The 21,107-nt window shown below is 70.0% G+C and carries 17 protein-coding genes; 12 read left to right on the top strand and 5 right to left on the bottom strand.

Annotation, left to right across the window (positions count from 1 at the left end; translation table 11 throughout):
- Positions 1–337 precede the first annotated feature (337 nt).
- The 5 genes from ACT53R_RS09785 to ACT53R_RS09805 form a co-directional block, all read right to left on the bottom strand.
- Complete coding sequence (locus tag ACT53R_RS09785) at positions 338–1,711, bottom strand: DEAD/DEAH box helicase (RefSeq protein ID WP_476171681.1); 1,374 nt, start codon at positions 1,709–1,711, stop codon at positions 338–340.
- A 307-nt stretch (positions 1,712–2,018) separates the two neighbouring features.
- Positions 2,019–3,392 (bottom strand): MBL fold metallo-hydrolase, encoded by a 1,374-nt coding sequence (locus ACT53R_RS09790; protein WP_476171682.1) that lies wholly within the window; start codon positions 3,390–3,392, stop codon positions 2,019–2,021.
- 223 nt (positions 3,393–3,615) lie between these two features.
- Entirely contained in the window at positions 3,616–4,668 is a 1,053-nt protein-coding gene (locus ACT53R_RS09795) for a hypothetical protein (protein WP_476171683.1), read from the bottom strand.
- A 389-nt stretch (positions 4,669–5,057) separates the two neighbouring features.
- Entirely contained in the window at positions 5,058–6,107 is a 1,050-nt protein-coding gene (locus ACT53R_RS09800) for a hypothetical protein (protein ID WP_476171684.1), read from the bottom strand.
- Positions 6,108–6,311: 204 nt separating this feature from the next.
- Positions 6,312–7,340 carry a hypothetical protein gene (locus tag ACT53R_RS09805; protein ID WP_476171685.1) on the bottom strand — a complete coding sequence of 343 codons (1,029 nt, stop codon included), beginning with the start codon at positions 7,338–7,340 and terminating at the stop codon, positions 6,312–6,314.
- Between the two features lie 213 nt (positions 7,341–7,553).
- Between ACT53R_RS09805 and ACT53R_RS09810 the strand changes: the two genes are divergently transcribed.
- From ACT53R_RS09810 to ACT53R_RS09865, 12 genes are all read left to right on the top strand, one after another.
- Positions 7,554–9,665, top strand: a complete 2,112-nt coding sequence (locus tag ACT53R_RS09810) for a M13 family metallopeptidase (protein ID WP_476171686.1) — start codon at positions 7,554–7,556, stop codon at positions 9,663–9,665.
- Between the two features lie 311 nt (positions 9,666–9,976).
- Entirely contained in the window at positions 9,977–10,537 is a 561-nt protein-coding gene (locus tag ACT53R_RS09815) for a sigma-70 family RNA polymerase sigma factor (RefSeq protein WP_476171766.1), read from the top strand.
- A complete protein-coding gene (locus ACT53R_RS09820; RefSeq protein WP_476171687.1) occupies positions 10,534–11,340 on the top strand; it encodes an anti-sigma factor in 807 nt (268 codons plus the stop codon). Before ACT53R_RS09815 ends, ACT53R_RS09820 begins: the two co-directional genes overlap by 4 nt.
- A 165-nt stretch (positions 11,341–11,505) precedes the next feature.
- Entirely contained in the window at positions 11,506–12,519 is a 1,014-nt protein-coding gene (locus tag ACT53R_RS09825; protein WP_476171688.1) for an acyl-CoA desaturase, read from the top strand.
- Positions 12,519–13,808: an NAD(P)/FAD-dependent oxidoreductase gene (locus tag ACT53R_RS09830; protein ID WP_476171689.1), complete on the top strand. Its 1,290-nt coding sequence runs from the start codon at positions 12,519–12,521 to the stop codon at positions 13,806–13,808. Before ACT53R_RS09825 ends, ACT53R_RS09830 begins: the two co-directional genes overlap by 1 nt.
- Positions 13,805–14,593, top strand: a complete 789-nt coding sequence (locus ACT53R_RS09835; protein WP_476171690.1) for a DUF1365 domain-containing protein — start codon at positions 13,805–13,807, stop codon at positions 14,591–14,593. The genes ACT53R_RS09830 and ACT53R_RS09835 overlap by 4 nt, the downstream gene beginning before the upstream one ends.
- A complete protein-coding gene (locus ACT53R_RS09840) occupies positions 14,590–15,882 on the top strand; it encodes a class I SAM-dependent methyltransferase (protein WP_476171691.1) in 1,293 nt (430 codons plus the stop codon). Before ACT53R_RS09835 ends, ACT53R_RS09840 begins: the two co-directional genes overlap by 4 nt.
- Complete coding sequence (locus ACT53R_RS09845; protein ID WP_476171692.1) at positions 15,879–16,460, top strand: DUF2878 domain-containing protein; 582 nt, start codon at positions 15,879–15,881, stop codon at positions 16,458–16,460. Before ACT53R_RS09840 ends, ACT53R_RS09845 begins: the two co-directional genes overlap by 4 nt.
- Positions 16,457–17,293 carry a DUF1295 domain-containing protein gene (locus ACT53R_RS09850; protein ID WP_476171693.1) on the top strand — a complete coding sequence of 279 codons (837 nt, stop codon included), beginning with the start codon at positions 16,457–16,459 and terminating at the stop codon, positions 17,291–17,293. The genes ACT53R_RS09845 and ACT53R_RS09850 overlap by 4 nt, the downstream gene beginning before the upstream one ends.
- Entirely contained in the window at positions 17,290–18,372 is a 1,083-nt protein-coding gene (locus tag ACT53R_RS09855; protein WP_476171694.1) for an SAM-dependent methyltransferase, read from the top strand. The genes ACT53R_RS09850 and ACT53R_RS09855 overlap by 4 nt, the downstream gene beginning before the upstream one ends.
- A gap of 27 nt (positions 18,373–18,399) precedes the next feature.
- Entirely contained in the window at positions 18,400–18,939 is a 540-nt protein-coding gene (locus ACT53R_RS09860) for a lipocalin family protein (protein WP_476171695.1), read from the top strand.
- A 119-nt stretch (positions 18,940–19,058) separates the two neighbouring features.
- A complete protein-coding gene (locus ACT53R_RS09865) occupies positions 19,059–21,095 on the top strand; it encodes a M13-type metalloendopeptidase (RefSeq protein WP_476171696.1) in 2,037 nt (678 codons plus the stop codon).
- The last annotated feature ends 12 nt before the right edge of the window (positions 21,096–21,107 follow it).

Here is a 21,107-nt window from a genome sequence, read left to right on the forward strand (position 1 = left end):
GGCTTCGTCTTGGCACCGGCCCTTGCGGACATCCCGGCGGCGTCTGCCGGGACCATGCTCGTCGACGCCGAGCGCCCCGCATCCGTCGGCGCGCACGCCGCAAGGCCGAACGACAGCGCGATCGACGCGATCGCATGTGCCGCCGGGAAAGGCCTGCGGCCTGTCCGTGATGGTTTCCTCATCGTGAATTCCCTCTCCGATTGTGGTGCGGGCTCACGATGCGTCCTGCAAGTGACGCGGGGTCACACCGCCCGCACCGGAAGCGCACCCCGGTCAGCGAACGAGGAACGCTCGATGAAGGGGACAAGCGCCGCCGGTGGGGCGGAACAGTCGTCGATCAGACGCTCGAATCGCGACGTCCGCCGGAGCGACTGCGATCCTGCCGCTTCGGGCCCTGCGACGGCGTCTTCTGCCCGGTGTGCGCATGCGCGTGCGCACCGCGATCGGCGGGCTTGCCGTGACCGCGGTTCCCCGGCTTGCGCGGCGGACGCTGGCCACCCGGTCGCTGGCCCTGCGGACGCGGTGCGCCGCTGCGCGGGGCGCCCGGCGCGTTGGCGTCGAGACGGATCGGACGACTCGGCTCGAAGCCATCGACCGGCTCCAGCGCGATGTCCGCCTTCAGCAGGCGCTGGATCTGGCGCAGCAGCGGCGCTTCGTCCGGCGACACCAGCGAGATCGCTTCGCCCTGCGCGCCGTTGCGGCCGGTGCGGCCGATGCGGTGCACGTAGTCTTCGGCGACCATCGGCAGGTCGTGGTTGATGACCAGCGGCAGGTTCGGGATGTCGAGGCCGCGGGCGGCCACGTCGGTGGCGACCAGGATGCGCGCCTTGCCGGACTTGAACTGGTTCAGCGCCTTCTGCCGCGCGGCCTGGCTCTTGTTGCCGTGGATCGCCAGCGCCGGCAGGCCGGCGGCTTCCAGCTGCTCCGCCAGACGGTTGCAGCCGTGCTTGGTCTTGCCGAACACCAGCACCTGTTCGGTGTGGCGCGCGGTGAGGATGTCGATCAGCAGGTCACGCTTGCGCGAGCCGTCGACCGGATGCGCACGATGCGCGATCGTCGCCGCCACCGCGTTCTGCGCGGCGACCTGCACCTGCTTGGGATCGCGCATGAATTCCAGCGCGAGCTGCTTGATGCGCGGCTCGAACGTGGCCGAGAACAGCAGCGTCTGCCGCTCGGCCGGCACGCGGGCGAGGATGCGCTTCATCGCCGGCAGGAAGCCCATGTCGAGCATGCGGTCGGCTTCGTCGAGGATCAGCACTTCGACCGCGTCGAGCTTGGCGCTGCCCTGCTGCATGTGGTCGATCAGGCGACCCGGCGTGGCGACGAGGATGTCGACGCCACGGCGCAGGTTGTCGACCTGCGGGCCCATGCCGGCGCCGCCGAAGATCGTGGTGACGTTGAGGCGGGCGTACTTGCCGTAGGCGCGCAGGCTGTCGGCGACCTGCACCGCGAGCTCGCGGGTGGGCACCAGGATCAGCGCGCGCGGCTTGCGCGGGCCGGTGGCGGGCTTGGCGCCGGCGGTCAGGCGCTGCAGCAGCGGCAGGCCGAACGCGGCGGTCTTGCCGGTGCCGGTCTGGGCACCTCCGAGGACGTCCTCGCCGGCCAGCACCAGCGGGATGGCTTCGGCCTGGATGGGGGTGGGCACGGTGTAGCCGGTATCAGCCAACGCGCGCAGCAGCGCGGGCGCGAGCCCGAGCGTTTCGAAAGTCATGATGATGCTCCGGGCATCCACGAGGGGATGCGTCTGTCACTCGGAGCTTTCCGACCGCGCTGCGAGCAGGAGAAAACGACGCGCCGGACGGCGGATCGTGTTCGCGCAACGAAAGACGTGCGGAGCGCGCTGGTTCGGCAGGCGCGGAAGGCGGTGCCGGAAGGACAGCGGCGACGAGGGAAAACGGACCCGCCGTACGCGAAACGGGGCCGATGCTACGCGAAAACCGCAGGTTCCGCCAGCAACTGCCTGTCCGGACTGCGGTTTTCTGAACGGCCTGCCTCGGCGGGCATGCCCCGGGGCGGGATCAGACGTCGAGTTCCAGCCCCGGCCGCGCCAGCGTGGCGGTGATGCCGAACTTCTCGCCGATCTCGCCGGCCAGCGCCTCGCGGGCCTTGTCCTCGCCGTGCACCAGCGCCAGCGGCGGATGGCCGGCGAACTGGCCGTACCACTCGATCAGCCCGTGCTGGTCGGTGTGCGCCGACAGCCCGCCGACGGTGTGGCGCTTGGCGCTCACGCGCACGTCATGGCCGTGGATGCGCACCCACGGCGCGCCGTCGACGATGCGCCGGCCCAGCGTGCCTTCGGCCTGGTAGCCGACGAACACGATGTGGGTCTGCTTGCGGTGCAGGCGGTGCTTCATGTGGTGCAGGATGCGGCCGGCGTTGGCCATGCCCGAACCGGCGATCACGATCAGGCCGCGCTCGATCCGGTTGATCGCCATCGATTCGTCGACGGTCTCGGTGATGCGCAGGTTCGGCAGCCGGAACGGGTTCGGGCGCGAGCGCCAGATCGCCTGCGCATCGGCATCGAACAGGTCTTGGTGGCGGTCGTAGACGTCGACCACCTTCGACGCCATCGGGCTGTCGAGGAAGATCTGCCAGCGCGACAGCTTCCAGTCGTCCCAGTGGCGGGCGAACCAGTACAGCAGCTCCTGGCTGCGGCCGACGGCGAAGGCCGGGATCAGCACCGCCCCGCCCTGGCGCCAGGCGTCGTCGAGGATCTCGCCCAGTTCCTGGATGGTCTCGGCGCGATCGCGATGCAGGCGGTCGCCGTAGGTCGACTCCATCAGCACCAGGTCGGCGCGGTCGATCACCGCCGGGTCGCGCAGGATCGGCGTGCCCCTGGGGCCGAGGTCGCCCGAGAACACCAGCTTGCGGTCGTCGGCCCACAGCTCGACGCTGCTCGACCCGAGGATGTGGCCGGCGTCGCGGAAGGTCATCTCGACGCCGGGAAAGAGTTCGCTGCGGGCGTCGTACGGCAGCGGCCGGAGCTGGCGCAGCGCGTCGCGGACGTCGTCGCGGGTGTACAGCGGCACGGCCTCGGGCTGGCCACGACGGCGATCGCGGTTGGCGCGCGCCGCCTCGCTCTCGGCGATGCCGGCGGCGTCCAGCAGCATGATCGGCATCAGGTCGGCCGTGGCCTGCTGGGCGAAGATCGGCCCGCGGAAACCACGCTGCACCAACAGCGGCAGGCGCCCGATGTGGTCGATGTGCGCGTGGCTGACGATCAGCGCATCGAGTTCCGAGGGCTCGAACGGGAACGGACCGGCGTTGCGGGCCTCGGCCTCGGGGCTGCCCTGGATCATCCCGCAGTCGAGCAGCAGGCGCTTGCCGGCTGCTTCGACCAGATGCAACGAACCGGTGACTTCACCGGCAGCGCCTTGGAAGGTGACACGCATGGTTCGAGGCTCTCGATCGGATGCGCACACCATCGCGCAAGACGGGCGCTGGAACAAGGGGAAGGCCCGCTCGTGCGGGCCCGCCGATGCAACCGTAGCGCAGTCGCGGTCGCGGTCGGCTGCGCTGCCCGGATGGGTGTGAAGGCCGCCCACGGAAATCTGGGGGATAAATGCATCACTCCATTCCGGGGGCTCGCAGTTACTCGCTTACCAGATCGACTCGTTAGCGACCGGGAATTCTGCAACAACGAACAGCCGCAGTCCCATCGCCTATGTATGCACTTTGCGTTCCAGCAAACTTGCATCTGTAGTAATTCTGTCCCAACTGCGAGTGCGCGACCGCCAAATTTATGGTCGCGCCGTCGCAAGCCCCTCCAACAGCGGAATATCCAACCGGGCACGTGGGGCTGTCTACCGTCGTAGCGAAATATCCACCGAATCTAACAGGATCGGAGGCGAGCGAAATACACTCCAACGCCGTCGCCTCCGGCTCCCGGAAATACCCCACGATATCCGCCACCAGATGCGTCTGCGCAAAGCTGTAAACGCTGAACTCGTAAGTCGCCGCGCTCTGATCCAGACGCACGATCGCCAAACCATTGCGGATGTCGCCAGCGACATAATTCAGCGTCGCCGCCGTCGGCTGACTGGCCAGATACGGAAAGGCGGTGACGTAGCCAGCCGCATTCGGGCTGACCACCGTGATGTTCAGCGCCGCGGCCGCGAACGAGCCCTTGTCGCCGACGTTGCAGTTGCTGGTGTCGCCGCCCTGCGGCGCGAAGCGGATCACATCGGTGATATCGAAATCGCGGAAACTTCCTGCGGGGATGGGCCCGCCGACGATACGGGTATCGAGAATCCGGCACGGCGTGACCGGCACGTAGACCAGATCCTGTCCCGGATCGCCGAGGGCCTTGCCGCCCGGCATCGATCGCGTCGGCGCGACACCCGCCGGCGAAGACGTCGCCAGCAACGCGTCGTTCATCGCCGCGAACCCTTTCGCTTCCGCCGCGGCACGCAGCGCCGGCAGCGATGCACGCGCGAACACTGGCCCCATCGAGTCGGCCCATCGGCGCGGATCGACGCGGTAGGCCTCCTGCACGTGGCCGCCCCATTTCGCGACGATCCGGTACACCCGCTGCGCGCGCTCCGAACGCGGCGCCCCCTGACGGTCCACCCGCGCCGGATCCTGCGCCCACGCGGGCGCGGCGAATGCGCAGGCCAGCGACAGCGCGACGACGAACCGGCGGACGGACTTCGAACGTTCCCCTTGCATACAGACCTCCTGTCCAGATCGAGTGAGGTCCACGGGATGCGTCCCTGCATCGTGCGCGGACGTCGCATCGGCGGATGCCACCGACGCGGCCGACCGGAAGGGCGGGATGCCGATCCGGCAGACGACACTTCCGTGTGCAGCCCCGCGCTCGGACCGGGACCAGGAGTCCCGCGGGCGTCCATCGAGACTAGTCGCGCTTTTCCTCTCACGGAAATTCCTTTTCGGCATCATGTCGGGACGTGATTCGTCGATTCGATCGTGAAATCGACCGCAATGAATCAAGTGAATCGAACCGCCCGGCCGCGCCGAGACGGAGACACGATCCAGGCAAAAAGAAAGGCCCGCTTGCGCGGGCCTTTCGGGGGCATGCCGGGTGAAACGCGAAAGCGTTACGGGCGACCCGGCGTCCGGCAGCAACGGCCGTAGGCGACGCCTTCGTTGGCGGCGGTGCCCTGGTTGGCGAAGGCGCAGAACTGTTGCTCCGAGTCGGACAGCATGCGGGTAGTGATCACGCGGCCGCCGAAGTCGCTCATGCTGCAACCGCCACCGGTCATCACGTAGCCGGACGGGCAGGTCGGCGAGAGTACGGTGCCGACGGAGCCGGCGTTGATGATCGAGGGAAGCGAGCTGACTTCCATGCAGTCCAGCGCCGTCGCCTGCGGGTGGATGTAGTAGCCGACGAGATCGGCGACCAGGTGCGTGTCCGCGTACGAAAAGACGCTGAGGTCCTGGCTGGCGTCGTCCTGGTTGAGCTTGACCACCGCGAGGTTGCCGCGGATGTCGCCGGCGGTGTAGTTCACCGTCGCCGCCAGCGGCTTGGTGGTGCCGAACGGGTACGCGGTGACGTAGCCGGCCGCGGTCGGCGTGACCACGGTGAAGTTGATGACCGCCGCCGCGAACGGGCCGGCCGTGCCGACGCCGCAGTCGGTGGTGTCACCGCCCTGGGTGGCGTAGTTGGTGGTCTCGGATACGTCGAAGCTGCGGGTGCCGTTGGCCGGGATCACGCCGCCGGCGAGGCGGGTGTCGATGATGCGGCAGGGCGTGACCGGCACGAACACCAGGTCGTTGGCGATTTCGCCCAGCGCCTTGGTCGGGCGGCGCAGCGTGCCCTTGTTGACTGCGGCGATGAGGTTGCCCGAGGCCGTGCGGCCACGGCTGTCGACGAGGAAGGCGTTGTTCATGGCTTCGAAGGTCGGGGCCTTGGCCGCCACGCCGAGGCTGCCGAGCGAGGCCTTGGCGAAGATCGGGCCCATGTCGGAGGCCCACTCGTGGACGTCGGCGCCATAGACGCGTTGGACGTGGACACCCCACTTCAGCACGATCTGGCGAACGAGCTCGCCTCGCGGGGTGCGGGGCTTGCCGGCGGCATCGGCGGCGCCGGAGAACAGGACAGACAGGACGCAGGCCAGGGCGGCCGCGACGATAGGACGGAACTTCACGGTGAGCGTCTCCACAGGGAGGGATGGCCGCCCGTCCCCCCGGGCGGCATGGGGCCGCCTATGGTGCCCGATCTGGATGACGGGCGTCATACATTCCAATGCCCTCCGTCACAGCCCGCCTCTCCGGGGCAGCGTCTGGCCCACACACGACACGGGCCCGCCAAGGCGGGCCCGCGTTCCGGTCGACCGAGAAGCCGGGCCGGGTCAGTTGATGCGCGCCCGGCAGCAGGTGCGCGAGGCGCGCAGCTGGGCGGTCCCCGTCGAGTTGTTCTGCGCCGAGCAGGTGCCGTCGGAGAAGTAGACGAATGGCATCTGCCAGGTCGAGGACTCGCAGTTGGTCGAGGTCTGGGTGTAGCTCGCCGGGCAAGCCGGGGCGACGGTGTTCTTGGTCGAGCCGGCGGCGACGCTGTCGATCTGATCGCCGGAGTTGACGCACTCGAACACCAGCGCCCCCGGATTGCGGTAGTAGCCCACGATGTCGGCGACCAGATGGGTCTGGGCGAAGGTATAGACGCTCAGTTCCGAAGCGGCCGCGCCCTGGTCCAGCTTCACCACCGCGAAGTTGCCGCGGATGTCGCCGGCGGTGTAGTTGACGGTGGCCGCCAGCGGTTGGGTGGCGCCGAACGGGAAGGCGGTGATGTAGCCGGCGGCGCTCGGGGTGACCACAGTGAAATTGATCGCCGCCGCCGCGAACGAGCCGGCACTGCCCGCGCCGTTGCAATCGCTGGCATCGCCCCCCTGGGCGGCGTAGGTCGCCGCCGCGGTCACGTCGAAACTGCGGACGGTATTGGCCGCAATGGCGCCGCCGGCCACGCGGGTGTCGATGATCCGGCAAGGCGTGATCGGCACGAAGATCAGGTCCTTGTCGGCGTCGCCGAACACCTTGGCGGCGGCGGTCGGCAGCATCTTGGACACGCCGGCCGGGACAGCACCCGGCGTGCCGGCCTGAGCCAGCAGTTCATTGTTCATCTGGTCGAAGGTGCGTGCGTCCGCGGCACGGCGCAGCGCGTCGATCGAGACCTTGCCGAAGACGGGGACCATGCTGCTCGCCCACTTGCCGACGTCGGCGCGGTAGGCCTCCTGCACGTGCCCGCCCCACTTGAGCACGATCCGGCGCACCAGTTCGCCACGCTCGGTGCGGGCATTGTTTCCTGCGGCGAAGGCGTCCTGGCCGACGATGAGCGCGGGGAAGGCGAGCGCGAGGCAGGCGGCGAACAGATGCGATGTTTTCACGGGACTTTCCTCTGGACAGGATGGCGGCGGCGGGATGGAACGCGGCGACGGTCGGACGCGGTGGCGCCTGTCCTCTTCAACGCAGATCCCATCAAGGACGGGACAGTTGCCATGACCTTCGACACCGGACCGGAGGCGATGCCGGCGCTAGAGTCGCGGCACCACGCCCCGACCGGGGCGACCCCTCGCATGCCCGCCCGGGCCGGAGACTCCGTGAACGCTCGTCAATCCGCTTCCACCCCACCCCGCCTGCTCCTGCTTTCGGCCGCGGTCGCGGTCGCCGTCTCCGGCATCGCCCTGTTCGGCGCGGACACCGCGCAGGCGGCCAAGGCCGCCCAGGCCGCGGCGCCGGCGCTCGATACGTCCAAGCTGCCGCCGTACAACCAGTTCAAGGCGGCCGACGTCGACGCAGCGAAGAACGTCTGCAACGACTTCGGCGGCTACGTCAACGGCAAGTGGCTGTCCTCGAACCCGATCCCCGGCGACCGCACCTCGTGGGGTGCCTTCGAGATGCTGGCCGAGCGCTCGCTGGCCGTGCAGCACCAGTTGGTCGAACGCGCCGCGGCCGATCGCAACGCCGGCGGCGTCGAGAAGATGATCGGCGACTTCTGGGCCACGGGCATGGACGAGGCGAAGATCAACGCCCAAGGCATCACCCCGCTGAAGAACCACCTGGCGGCCATCGACTCGCTGACCGACAGCGCCTCGGTCGCCGAGTACCTGCGCACCAGCGCAGCCAAGGGCGAGAACATCCTCTTCGGCTTCGGCCCCAGCCCGGACTTCAAGGACTCTTCGGTCAACATCGCCTACGCCTTCCAGGGCGGCCTGGGCCTGCCCGACAAGGCCTACTACTTCGACGCGGACAAGAAGGACAAGCTCGAGGCCTACGAGAAGCACGTCGCCAAGGTGCTGGAACTCTCGGGCATCCCCGCCGCCGACGCCGCGAAGCAGGCGAAGGACGTGGTCGCGTTCGAAACCCGCCTGGCCAACGTGTCGAAGTCCAGCGAAGAGCTCTCGCGCGACGCCGAGCTGTCGTACAACCCGGTGACCCCGGCCGAGGCCGACAAGCTGACGCCGAACTTCCCGTGGACGAAGTTCTTCGAGTCGCAGGGCGTCGCGGTGCCGAAGATGTTCTCGCTGGCGATTCCCGCCTTCCACCAGGAAGTCGGCAAGATGCTGGGCGACACGCCCGTCGCCACCTGGAAGAGCTACCTGCGCTTCCACACCGTCGACGGCGCCTCGCCGTTCCTCAGCGCGCCGTTCGTGCAGGAGAACTTCGACTTCTACAGCCGCGCCATGCGCGGGCAGAAGGAGATGAAGCCGCGCTGGAAGCGCGTGCTGGGCACCATCGAAGGCGAGGCCGGCGAAGCGCTGGGCCAGCTCTACGTGAAGGTCGCCTTCCCGGCCGAATCCAAGGTGCGGATGGAGCAGCTCGTGCAGAACCTGCGCGACGCGCTCAAGGTCCGTCTGGAGCAGCTGTCGTGGATGAGCCCGGAGACCAAGAAGAAGGCGCTGGAGAAGTGGGCGTCGTTCACGCCGAAGATCGGCTATCCGGACAAGTGGCGCGACTGGTCGGGCCTGAAGACCTCGCGCACCAGCTACCTCGACAACATCCTGGCCGGCAATGCCTTCAACTACCGCTTCGAGCTGTCGAAGATCGGCCAGCCGGTGGACAAGACCGAGTGGGGCATGAGCCCGCAGACGGTCAACGCCTACTACAACCCGCAGCAGAACGAGATCGTGTTCCCGGCGGCGATCCTGCAGCCGCCGTTCTTCGACCCCAAGGCCGACGATCCGATCAACTACGGCGGCATCGGCGCGGTGATCGGCCACGAAATGATCCACGGCTACGACGACCAGGGCAGCCGCTTCGGGCCCACCGGCAACTTCGAGAACTGGTGGACCGATGCCGACGCCAAGGGCTTCTCGGCGCTCACCGACAAGCTGATCGCGCAGTTCGACGGCTACGAGGCGGCGCCGGGCAAGCACGTCAACGGCAAGCTGACGCTGGGCGAGAACATCGCCGACCTCGGCGGCATCAACGTCGCCTTCGACGCGATGCACCATGCCACCGCCGGCAAGGCCGACCCGATGATCGACGGCCTGACCCGCGACCAGCGCTTCTTCCTGAACTTCGGCACCGTGTGGCGCCGCAACTTCACGCCGAAGGAACTGGAAGTGCGCCTGGTCACCGATCCGCACGCGCCGGCGAACTTCCGCGCGATCGGTGCCCCGTCGAACATGCCCGCCTTCGCCAACGCCTTCCAGTGCAAGGCCGGCGATGCGATGGTCCGCGACGGCGACAAGCGCATCCAGATCTGGTGATGGCCTGATCTGGTGAGGCCATGATCTCGCAATGGTCTGACCTGCTGATGGTTTGATCGGGACGCCGCCCCCGGCGTCCCGCAAGACCCGCACGGGCCCGGAGCGATCCGGGCCCGTCGCGTGTCCGGCTGCATCCGGTCCGGGCCGCCCTGCGTATCGTCGGCATGCGCCTTTCCCCTCAGCCCCGGCCGATGCCGTGCCCGATGCGACCGCCGGGTCGCAGGATGCACGGCCGCTTGATCCGGCACGCGCCGCCGCCGAACATGGCGCACCGCCCTCCTCCTTCGCCCCGGGAACCCGGAATGCCCGAACTGCGCGCCACCCCGGACGACGGTCCACGACTCGACGCCCTGCTGCTGGCGGTCGCCGCCGGCGAGCGCCATGCCTTCGAGGCCCTGTACCGCGCGGCGTCGCCGCGGCTGTTCGCGATCTGCCTGCGCCTGCTGTCCGACCGCGCCGAGGCCGAGGACGTGCTGCAGGAAGTCTTCGTCTCGATCTGGCACAAGGCCGCGCAGTTCGACCCCGCCCGCGCCAGCGCACCCGCCTGGCTGGCGACGGTCGCGCGCAATCGCGCGATCGACCGACTGCGCGCGCAGCCGGCGCGCGGCGCGCTGGCCCCGATCGAGTTCGCCGACGACATCGCCGACGCCGGCGCCACGCCACTGCAGTCGGCCACCGCCGCGGACGACCGCGCCCGGCTCGACGCCTGCCTCGGCCAGCTCGAACCGCGCCGCCGGACGCTGATCCGCACCGCGTTCTTCGAAGGCGCCACCTACGAGGAACTGGCGGAACGCATCGCCTCGCCGCTGGGCTCGGTGAAGAGCTGGATCCGCCGCGGCCTGCTGCAACTGCGGGAGTGCCTGGACGCATGAACATCCGCGACCTGCACGACCAGGATTTCGAGGGCCGCGAGCCGCCGTCGGCCGACCTGCTCGCCGGCGAGTACGTGATCGGCGTGCTCGACGCCGAACAGCGCCGCGAGGTGGAAGCACGCATCGAACGCGATCCCGGCTTCGCGCGGCTGGTCGCCGAATGGGAGCGCCGGCTCGCGCCGCTGCTGGACGATCTGGCGCCGGTCGAGGTGCCCGCGCACCTGTGGCCGCGGGTGCGCACCCGCCTGGGCTGGGCGGCCGTCGGCGACGACAGCGCCCGCCCCGCCGCGCCGAGCGGACTGTGGCAGAACGTCGGCTTCTGGCGCGCCGCCGCCGGGCTTGCCGCCGCCGCGGCCCTGCTCGCGATCGTCGCGGGCCCGATGGACCTGTTCGGCCCGCGCGGCCCCGGCCCGGTCGCGGTCACGCCGCCCGTCGAGCGTCCGCCGGTCGAAGACCCGAGCGCGCCCAAGCCGGTCACCACCCTCGCCCACGACGACGGCAGCCCCGGCTGGCTGGCGTCGGTCGACGCCCGCGCCGGCACGGTGCTGATGGTGCCGGTGCCCGCACCCGCCGACGCGCGCGGCCGCGAACCCGAGTTGTGGCTGATCGCCCCGGGCGGCACGCCGAAGTCGCTGGGCATCGTGTCGATCAACCGCTCGCACACGGTCAAGGTGCCCGACACCCTGCGCGCCGGCCTGACCCAGGGCGCGGTGCTCGCGATCACGCTGGAACCGCACGGCGGCGCGCCGCACGGCGTGGCCACCGGCCCGATCATCGCCAAGGGCGAGATCGCGACGCTCTGACGCCGCCATCCCGCGGTACGACCGGGGCCGCCTTCGGGCGGCCTCGTCGTGTCCGCGGCATGCCCGGGATTCAGGCACCGGCGGCCCGCGGAAAAACTTTCGGCGACGCGTGCATCCGGATCGCGACGGGGCCCGTATCAGGCAACGACTTTCGAGGAGTCGTCCATGCCGGATGCCGTCGCCCCACGTTCCGAAGCCCCCGCCGCGCCGTCGGCGCCTGCGGCCCCTGCCCGTTCGCTGCGGATCGCGCTGCGGCGCTGGTTCGACACCGGGGTTGCCGACACGCCCGCCGACGCGCACGCCGGCGATGACGACGACCGCATCGACTGGGCCCGCGCCCTGCCCTTCGCCGCGCTGCACCTGGCCTGCCTCGGCGTGTTCGCGGTCGGCGTCTCGGCGACGGCGCTGGGCGTGGCCGCGCTGCTGTACGCGGTGCGGATGTTCGCGATCACCGGGTTCTACCACCGCTACTTCTCGCACAAGACGTTCCGCACCTCGCGCGCGGCGCAGTTCGCGTTCGCGCTGATCGGCGCCGCCAGCGTGCAGCGCGGGCCGCTGTGGTGGGCCGCGCACCATCGCAACCACCATCGTCATTCCGACACCGCACTCGACATGCATTCGCCGAAGGTGCACGGCTTCTGGCGCAGCCACGCCGGCTGGTTCCTCACCCGCAGCGGCTTCCGCACCGACTGGGACCGCGTGCGCGATCTCGCCCGCTTCCCCGAGCTGCGCTGGCTGGACCGCTTCGACACCCTCGTGCCGGTGGCGCTGGCGATCGCGCTGTACGCGCTCGGCGCACTGCTGGAACACGTCGCACCGTCGCTCGGCACCAGCGGCCCGCAACTGCTGGTGTGGGGCTTCTTCGTGTCGACGGTGGTGCTGTTCCACGCCACCGTCACCATCAACTCGCTGGCGCACCGCTTCGGCCGCCGCCGCTTCGACACCCGCGATGACAGCCGCAACAACGGCTGGCTGGCGCTGCTGACCTTCGGCGAGGGCTGGCACAACAACCATCACTTCTTCCCGGGCAGCGCGCGGCAGGGGTTCCGCTGGTGGGAGATCGACCTCACGTACTACGGCCTGCGCGCACTGGCATGGGTGCGGGTGGTGCATGACCTGCGCCCCGTGCCCGCCTGGGTGCTCGAACGCGCGGCGTCGACACGGGCGAGGGCCGCCTGATGCGCATCGCCGTCATCGGATCGGGCATCGCCGGCCTCGCCTCGGCGTGGCTGCTGTCGCGAGAACACGAGGTCGTGCTGTTCGAGGCTGACGACCGCCTCGGCGGCCACACCCACACCCACGACATTGAACTTCGCGGTCGCCGCTACGCGGTCGACACCGGCTTCATCGTCCACAACCCCGCGCACTATCCGCTGCTGACCGCGCTGTTCGGCGAACTCGGCGTGGCCACGCGGCCGACGACGATGAGCTTCTCGGTGCGCAACGAAGCCAGCGGCCTCGAATACAACGCGACGAATTTCGACGCGCTGTTCTGCCAGCGACGGAATCTGGTGTCGCCGCGGTTCTGGGGCATGCTGCGCGACCTCACCCGCTTCTATCGCGAAGCGCCGGCCTTGCTCGACCTGCCCGGCGAAGGCCCGACGCTGGGCGATTACCTCGATGCCGGCGGCTACGGCGCGCTGTTCCGCGACGACCATCTGGTGCCGATGGCGTCGGCACTGTGGTCGTCGCCGTCGAACCGCATCCTCGCCTTCCCGGCGAAGTACCTCGTGCGGTTCATGGCGAACCACCACATGCTGCAGATCGACGACCGGCCTGAATGGCGCGTGGTCGACGGCGGATCGAGCGCCTACGTGCACGCACTCGCCGCGCGCTGGCGCGTGCAGGTGCGCCTGTCCGCGGCCGTGCGCATGCTGCTGCGCGACGCCGACGGCGTCACCGTGTTCACCGCCGAGGGCGCCGAACGCTTCGACCATGTGGTGCTCGCCTGCCACAGCGACCAGGCGCTGCGTCTGCTCAACGACGCCAGCGATGCCGAGACCGCGATCCTCGGCGCCATCCCCTACCAGGCCAACGACACCGTGCTGCACACCGATGCCGCATTGCTGCCGCGCCGACGCAAGGCGTGGGCGGCGTGGAACGCATTCGTGCCGCGCGATCCCGCCGACGTCTGCACGGTAAGCTACTGCATGAACCTGCTGCAGGGCCTCGACGCGCCGGAACCGCTGGTGGTCACGCTCAACCGCACCGACGCGATCGATCCCGACCGCGTGCTGCGGCGCATGCGCTACCACCACCCGGTCTACACCCACGCCTCGGTCGCCGCGCAGGCGCGGAAGGCCGAGATCCAGGGTCGCCGCCGCACGTGGTTCGCCGGCGCCTACTGGGGCTGGGGCTTCCACGAGGACGGCATGCGCAGCGCGGTCGACGTGGCCACGGGCCTCGGCGTGCGCTGGCCGGCGGCATCGACCGCGACGTCGCCAGTGCGCGAGACGGAAACGGCATGAGCAAAGCCTTCGCCAGCGCCGTGTACGAAGGCACCGTGCGTCATCGCCGGCATGCGCCGCGGCCACACGCGTTCGGCTACCGCATGGCGCAGCTGTACCTCGATCTCGACGAGGTCGAGCGCGTGTTCGACGGCCACGCGCTGTGGTCGAAGGACCGCCGCAACCTCGCCGAATTCCGCCGCAGCGACTATCTCGGCGATCCGGTGACGCCGCTGGCCGAGGCCGTGCGCGAGCGCGCGGCGAGGGTGCTGGGTCACCGCCCTGAAGGCCCGGTGCGGCTGCTCACGCACCTGCGCTACTTCGGCTACGTGTTCAACCCGGTGAGCTTCTATTACTGCCACGCCGCCGACGGCACACTGGACTGCATCGTCGCCGAGATCACCAACACGCCGTGGAAGGAGCGCCACGCCTACGTGCTACCCGTCGACGCCGCGCAACACCGCGGCCGCGCACTGGGCTGGACCTTCGCCAAGCGCTTCCACGTGTCGCCGTTCATGGCGATGGACCGCGACTACGCCTGGCGCTTCACCGTGCCCGGCGACGATCTGCACGTGCACATGGACGTCCTGCGCGACGGCACGCGCGAGTTCGACGCCACGCTGCATCTCGAACGACGCGCATTGGACACCGCATCGCTGCGCCGCGTGCTGTGGCGCTATCCGCTGATGACCGCGCAGGTCGTCGGCGCCATCCACTGGCAGGCGCTGCGGCTGTGGCTCAAGCGCACGCCAGTGCACGACCACCCGCGCCACGCCCTGTCCCCATCGCCCCGAGGTTCCCGATGAACGAGATCGCCGACCCCGCCGTCGTCGCCGGCGCCGCGCCCTACGGCCGCTTCGACCGTTTCCTGCGCGAACGTCTGGTCGCGCAGCTCGCCGGCCTGCGCCACGGCCGCGTGCTGCTGCGCGATGCGTACGGCACCACGCCGATCGGCACCGCGGACCGCGACGACGACCTCGTGGTGCGCCTGGACGTGCTCGATCCCGGCTTCTACCGCGCCGTCGCCGCCAACGGCAGCGTCGGTGCCGGCGAGGCCTACATGGACGGCCTGTGGCGCTGCGACGATCTCGTCGGCCTCGTGCGCCTGCTGGTGCGCAATCGCGACCTGCTCGACGGCATGGAAACCGGCACGGCGCGGCTCGGCGGCTTCGCGATGCGCGCCTGGCACGCGCTGCGCCGCAACACCCGCGACGGCAGCCGTCGCAACATCGCCGCGCACTACGACCTCGGCAACGATTTCTTCGGCCTGTTCCTGTCGCCGGACCTGATGTATTCCTCGGGCATCTGGGCCGGCGACGGGGACACGCTGGAGGCCGCGTCCACCCGCAAGCTCGACCGCATCTGCCGCAAGCTGGACCTGAAACCCGGCGACCGCGTGATCGAGATCGGCACCGGCTGGGGCGGCTTCGCGGTACATGCCGCCACACACTACGGCTGCCACGTCACCACCACCACGATCTCGAAGGAGCAGCACGCGCTCGCCGCGCAGCGCGTTGCCGAAGCAGGGCTGCAGGACCGCGTCACGCTGCTGCTGCAGGACTACCGCGACCTCGCCGGCACCTACGACAAGCTGGTCTCGATCGAGATGATCGAGGCGATCGGCGCCGAATACCTCGACACCTACTTCGCGAAGCTCGGCACGCTACTGAAGCCCGACGGCATCGGCCTGGTGCAGGCGATCACCATCGAGGATCATCGCTACGCGCAGGCGCTGCGCTCGGTCGACTTCATCAAGCGCCATGTGTTCCCGGGCAGCTTCATTCCGTCGATCGCGGCAATGCTGGCGGCCAAGACCCGCGCCAGCGACCTCGCGCTGGTGCATCTGGAGGATTTCGGGCTCTCGTACGCGCGCACGCTGGAAGCGTGGCGACAGCGGTTCCTCGCCGCGCTGCCGCAGGTACGCGCGCAAGGCTACGACGCGCGCTTCGCGCGCATGTGGGAGTTCTACCTCGCCTATTGCGAAGGCGGCTTCCGCGAGCGTTCGATCGGTGTCTCGCACCTGCTGTTGGCGAAACCGGCGCATGCTGCGACGGTCGCGGCCCCGGAATGGCCGCGTGCGGAGCGGCCGGCATGACCCGTGGCGCGATCGTCCTCAACGCCGTCGCCTACCAGCTGGTGTGGTTCGCGACGGTCCTCGGTGCCGGCCGCGGCCTGTGGTGGCCGGGTCCGCTCGCCGCATTCGCGTTCGCGACGCTGCACCTCGGCGTCATGGTCCGCGACCGCGACGTGCGTCGGCGGGATCTCGCGCTGATCGCCGCGGCGGTTGCCTGCGGGCTGGTGATCGACGGCGTGCTGTCGGGGTCGGGCGCCATCGTCTTCGCCGCGTCCAGCCCCGCGCTGCCGCCCGGCGGCGCGCCGCTGTGGATGCTGACGCTGTGGGCGGCGTTCGCGCTGACGCTGCGCCACTCGCTGCGCGTGGTGACGGCACGGCCGGTGCTGGCCGCGCTGCTGGGCGCGGTCGGCGGGCCGCTGGCCTACCTCGGTGCCGCGCGCACCACCGGCTCGGTGACGTTCCCGGAGCCGTCCGGCACGACGCTGGCGATACTCGCCGGCGGCTGGTGCCTCGCGCTGGGCCTGCTCGCGATGTTGGCCTCGCGGCCTGTCGATGCCGCACCGGCGTCGCGTGCGCCGCTGGCGGGAGGTGCCGCATGAGCGCGCTGTCGAATCTCGGCCTCGTGTGGATGCTCGCCGCGCTGATGATGAGCGCCGGCTGGGTGTGGCAGAAGCGCCGCCGCAACGCCGGCATCGTCGACGTGCTGTGGTCGTTCGGCGTCGGCGGCAGCGCGGTGCTGCTGTGTGCATTGGGCGACGGCGCGCTGTTGCCGCGCGTGGTCGGCGGCGTGCTCGGCGGGCTGTGGGGCGCGCGGCTCGGCCTGCACCTGTGGCATCGCGTGCGCAGCGAGCCCGAGGACGGCCGCTACCGCGCGCTGCGCGAGCACTGGCATGGCCGGCAGCTGTATTTCTGGCTGTTCTTCCAGTTCCAGGCGCTGCTGATCGTGCTGTTCGCGCTGCCGTTCGTCGCGGTCGCCGCGAACCCGCAGGCGTCGATCGGCTGGGCCGCCGCCGCGGTCGCGATCTGGTTGTTCGGCGCCGGCGGCGAGGCCATCGCCGACGCACAGCTCGCGCGGCATCGCGCCGATCCCGCGAACCGCGGCCGCACCATGCGCAGCGGCCTGTGGCGCTATTCGCGGCATCCGAACTATTTCTTCGAGTGGACGCAGTGGTTCGCCTACCTGGCGCTGGCAGTGGGCTCGCCGCGCTTCGCGCTGGCCTGCGCCGGCCCGGTGGTGATGTTCGTGTTCCTGCGCTGGATCAGCGGCATTCCGTTCACCGAACGACAGGCGCTGCGCACCCGCGGCGACGACTACCGCGACTACCAGCGCACCACGCCGATGCTGTTCCCGTGGTTTCCGAAGGCCTCGTCGCCTTCCGCTTCCGAATCTCCTTCCCCCGAATCCGCCGCGTCACGAGGAACCGACCGATGAACGCCACTGCCATCCCGCCGCAGGTCCTCGCCGCCGATCGTCCCGGCCCCGGACTCATCGGTCTCGCCGAACGCGGGCTGCTGCCCGATGCGCTGCTGCGTTACGGCATCCGCCGCCAGTGCGAGGATCGCCTGCGCGCCGAAAGCGCCGGCGGCCCCGAGGCGCAGGCCGAACGCTTCCGCCAGCGCATCGAACAGCTGCGCCACAGTCCGGTCGCGATCCATACCGACGCCGCCAACGCGCAGCACTACGAGTTGCCGCCGGCGTTCTTCCGCGCCTGCCTCGGCACGCGGCTGAAGTATTCCTGCGCGTACTACCCGCGCGGCGACGAGACGCTGGACCAGGCCGAGGAGGCGATGCTCGCGCTGTACGGCGAACGCGCGCAGCTCGCCGACGGCCAGCGCATCCTCGAACTCGGCTGCGGCTGGGGCTCGCTCACGCTCTGGATGGCCGAGCACTATCCGAACGCGCGCATCACCGCGGTGTCGAACTCGCGGCCGCAGCGCGAACACATCGAAGGCGAATGTCGCCGCCGCGGCTTCCGCAACGTCGAGGTGATCACCTGCGACGTCAATCGACTCGAACTGCCGGCGGCCACGTTCGATCGCTGCGTGTCGATCGAGATGTTCGAGCACATGCGCAACTACCAGACGCTGCTGGGCCGGATCGGCGGCTGGCTGGCGCCGGGCGGGCGGCTGTTCGTGCACATCTTCGTCCACCGCACGCTGATGTACCCGTTCGAGGTCGAGGGCGAGGACAACTGGATGGGCCGGCACTTCTTCACCGGCGGGCTGATGCCGGCCGCGGACACGCTGCCGTGGTTCCAGCAGGACCTGCGGATCGAGGAACGCTGGCTGGTCGACGGCACGCACTACGAGAAGACCGCCAACCACTGGCTGCAGAACCAGGACGCGCGCCGCGACACGGTGATGCCGGTCCTGCGCGAGGCCTACGGCGACCTCGCGCCGCTGTGGTTCCAGCGCTGGCGCATGTTCTGGATGGCCTGCGCCGAACTGTTCGGTTACGCCGGCGGCCGCGAATGGCTGGTCGCGCACTACCGCTTCGCCCGCCCCGACTGACCCGCCGCCATGCACCGGAGAACGACCATGTTCAAGTTGCTCGCACTGCTCGTCCTGCTGGGCGGCGGCGGCCTGTACGCCTTCGGCCGCGAGAAGCCGCCGACGATCCCGACCGCCGGATCGGTCGACCTGCCGCGCTTCATGGGCGACTGGTACGTGATCGCCAACATCCCGACGTTCATCGAGAAGGACGCCTACGACGCCGTGGAGTCCTATGCGCTGCGCCCGGACGGGAAGATCCAGACCACCTACCGCCAGCGCCGCGGCGGCTTCGACGCGAAGCTGAAGACGATGCGCCCGGTCGGCACCGTGCGCCCGGGCACCGGCAACGCGATCTGGGGCATGCAGTTCGTGTGGCCCATCAAAGCGGAATACGTGATCGCCTACGTCGACGCTGACTACACCCGGACGATCGTCGCCCGCAGCGACCGCGACTACGCCTGGATCATGGCGCGCACGCCGACCCTCGCCGACGCGGACTACGCCGCGCTGGTCGACCGGCTCAAGGCGCTGGGCTACGACACGACGAAGCTGCGCAAGGTGCCGCAGCGTCCGCGCGGCGGCTGACGGACGAAGGCGACGGGCGAACATGGCTGAACAAGGGGCGTCCGGAACGTGATGCCCGCGCTACCCGGCGGGTGCGGGGGGCTTGTTACACTCCCCCGACTTCCCAGGACTGCCCCCGCATGCCGACCCAGAACGCCCCGTCCCGCCTGCGTCCCGCCGCCCTCGCCCTCTGCCTGACCCTCGCCGTCGCCGCCATTCCGCAGGCCGACGCCGCGAAGAAGCGCAAACCGGCAACGCCCGCACCGAGGGCCGCCACGGCGCCCGGCGCCTGCACCGACCTCTACGCCTTCGCGAACGCCGACTGGATCAAGGCGCATCCGCTGCCGGCCAGCGGCACGACCAGCGCCCTCGGCGAACTGGCCGAGCGCAGCGTGCAGCAGCAGCGCGACCTGCTGGACGGCGCGATGACCGCCCCGCAGAACGGCATCCAGAAGCTGCTCGGCGACTTCTGGGCCAGCGGCCTCGACGAGGCCGCGGTCGAACGCGACGGCGCCGGCCCGATCGCACCGCTGCTGGGGCGCATCGGCGCGATCAAGAAGCCGCAGGACGTGGCTCCGGCGATCGCGGCGCTGCACCAGGTCGGCATCCCGGTCGCGTTCAACTTCACTGCCGACATCGACCTGAAGCAGCTCGACACCTACATCGGCTACTTCACGCAGGGCGGTCTGGGCCTGCCCGACGCCAGTTTCTACACGCGCACCGATCCCGACGCCCGCGCGCTGCTCGGCCGCTACAACGGCCACGTGCAGAAGATCCTCACCCTCGCCGGCACGCCGCAGGACAAGGTCGCGGCCGAGGCGGCACTGGTGATCGACCTCGAGACCCGCATCGCGCGCCTGTCGAAGACGCAGGAACAACTGCGCAGCCTGCGCGCGACCTACAGCCCGGTGCCGACCAAGGATTTCGCGAAGAAGTACCGCAACCTGCAGCTCAACGCCTTCCTCAAGGCGCAGGGCGTGAACGCCGAGCAGGTGTCGATGGCCGACCAGGCGCTGTTCGCGCAGCTCGACAAGCTGGTCACCAGCCTCAAGCCGAACGAATGGCAGGCCTACCTGCGCTTCCAGGTCGGCAACACCATGGCGCCTTACCTCGCCAAGAGCTGGCGCGACGTCGATTTCGACTTCAACGGCCGCCTGCTGCGCGGCGAGACCGAGCAGGCGCCGCGCTGGCGCCAGGTGCTGGACGCGATCAACCTCTCGGCCGGCGACATGCTGGCGCACGAATACGTCGCCCGCCACCTGCCCGACGCCACCCGCGAGCGCGCCGACGCCATCGCCCGCAGCGTGAAGCTGGCGCTGGGCGAGGCGATCGACCGCAACACCTGGATGGACGGGCCGACCAAGCAGGAAGCCCGCGCCAAGGCCGACCGCGTGAAGATCGAGATCGGCGCGCCGCGCAGCATCTTCGACTTCAGCCTGCAGCCCATGGGCCGCGGCAGCTTCGGCGGCAACATCCTGATCGCCTCGACCTGGCACCACCGCGAGGAAATGAAGCGCATCGGTCGCGCCAGCGCCGACCGCCGCTGGGACGTGCTGCCGCAGTCGCCGTCGATCAGCTACGACCTCGCCCACAACCGCGTGTTCGTGACCGCCGCGCTGCTGCAGCCGCCGGTGCTGGACATGCAGCAGCCGCTCGCCGCGCAGTACGGCAGCTTCGGCGCGATGGTCGGCCACGAGCTGACCTACGTCGTCGACACCCGCGGCCGCGTGGTCGACTCGACCGAAGCGCTGCGCGACTGGTGGTCGGCCGACACCGCGACCGCGTGGCAGACCCGCACCGCGCCGCTGGCGCCGCTGTTCTCGCGCTTCGCCTGGCCGGGCAGCCCGGCGACGAAGATCGACGGCGTGCGCACGCTGCCGAACAACGTCGCCGACCTCGGCGGACTGGAACTGGCCTGGAACGCCTATGCCAAGGCCGAACCCGACGCCAAGGCCACGGACCAGCAGGCGTTCTTCCGCGGCTGGGCGCGGTTGTGGCCGCAGCAGACGGCACCCGCCGCCGTCGCCGCGCTGGCCGCCACGTCGCCCTACCCGCCGGGCCAGTCGCGCGCGAACGTGCCGGCGATGCAGTTGCCGGGCTTCGCCACCGCGTTCGCCTGCAAGGCCGGCAACCCCATGCTGGTGCCCGAGGCGGACCGCCTCTCGCTCTGGCGCTGAGGCCGCACCGCG

Source organism: Lysobacter sp. DMC104 (assembly GCF_056313665.1).

Bases quoted from the DNA above. Each gene is read 5' to 3' on its own strand.
- ACT53R_RS09840 (WP_476171691.1), top strand. From the start codon at position 14,590: ATGAACGAGATCGCCGACCCCGCCGTCGTCGCCGGCGCCGCGCCCTAC.
- ACT53R_RS09825 (WP_476171688.1), top strand. From the start codon at position 11,506: ATGCCGGATGCCGTCGCCCCACGTTCCGAAGCCCCCGCCGCGCCGTCG.
- ACT53R_RS09860 (WP_476171695.1), top strand. From the start codon at position 18,400: ATGTTCAAGTTGCTCGCACTGCTCGTCCTGCTGGGCGGCGGCGGCCTG.
- ACT53R_RS09795 (WP_476171683.1), bottom strand. From the start codon at position 4,668: ATGCAAGGGGAACGTTCGAAGTCCGTCCGCCGGTTCGTCGTCGCGCTG.
- ACT53R_RS09865 (WP_476171696.1), top strand. From the start codon at position 19,059: ATGCCGACCCAGAACGCCCCGTCCCGCCTGCGTCCCGCCGCCCTCGCC.
- ACT53R_RS09850 (WP_476171693.1), top strand. From the start codon at position 16,457: ATGAGCGCGCTGTCGAATCTCGGCCTCGTGTGGATGCTCGCCGCGCTG.
- ACT53R_RS09790 (WP_476171682.1), bottom strand. From the start codon at position 3,392: ATGCGTGTCACCTTCCAAGGCGCTGCCGGTGAAGTCACCGGTTCGTTG.
- ACT53R_RS09820 (WP_476171687.1), top strand. From the start codon at position 10,534: ATGAACATCCGCGACCTGCACGACCAGGATTTCGAGGGCCGCGAGCCG.
- ACT53R_RS09835 (WP_476171690.1), top strand. From the start codon at position 13,805: ATGAGCAAAGCCTTCGCCAGCGCCGTGTACGAAGGCACCGTGCGTCAT.
- ACT53R_RS09845 (WP_476171692.1), top strand. From the start codon at position 15,879: ATGACCCGTGGCGCGATCGTCCTCAACGCCGTCGCCTACCAGCTGGTG.
- ACT53R_RS09855 (WP_476171694.1), top strand. From the start codon at position 17,290: ATGAACGCCACTGCCATCCCGCCGCAGGTCCTCGCCGCCGATCGTCCC.
- ACT53R_RS09830 (WP_476171689.1), top strand. From the start codon at position 12,519: ATGCGCATCGCCGTCATCGGATCGGGCATCGCCGGCCTCGCCTCGGCG.
- ACT53R_RS09785 (WP_476171681.1), bottom strand. From the start codon at position 1,711: ATGACTTTCGAAACGCTCGGGCTCGCGCCCGCGCTGCTGCGCGCGTTG.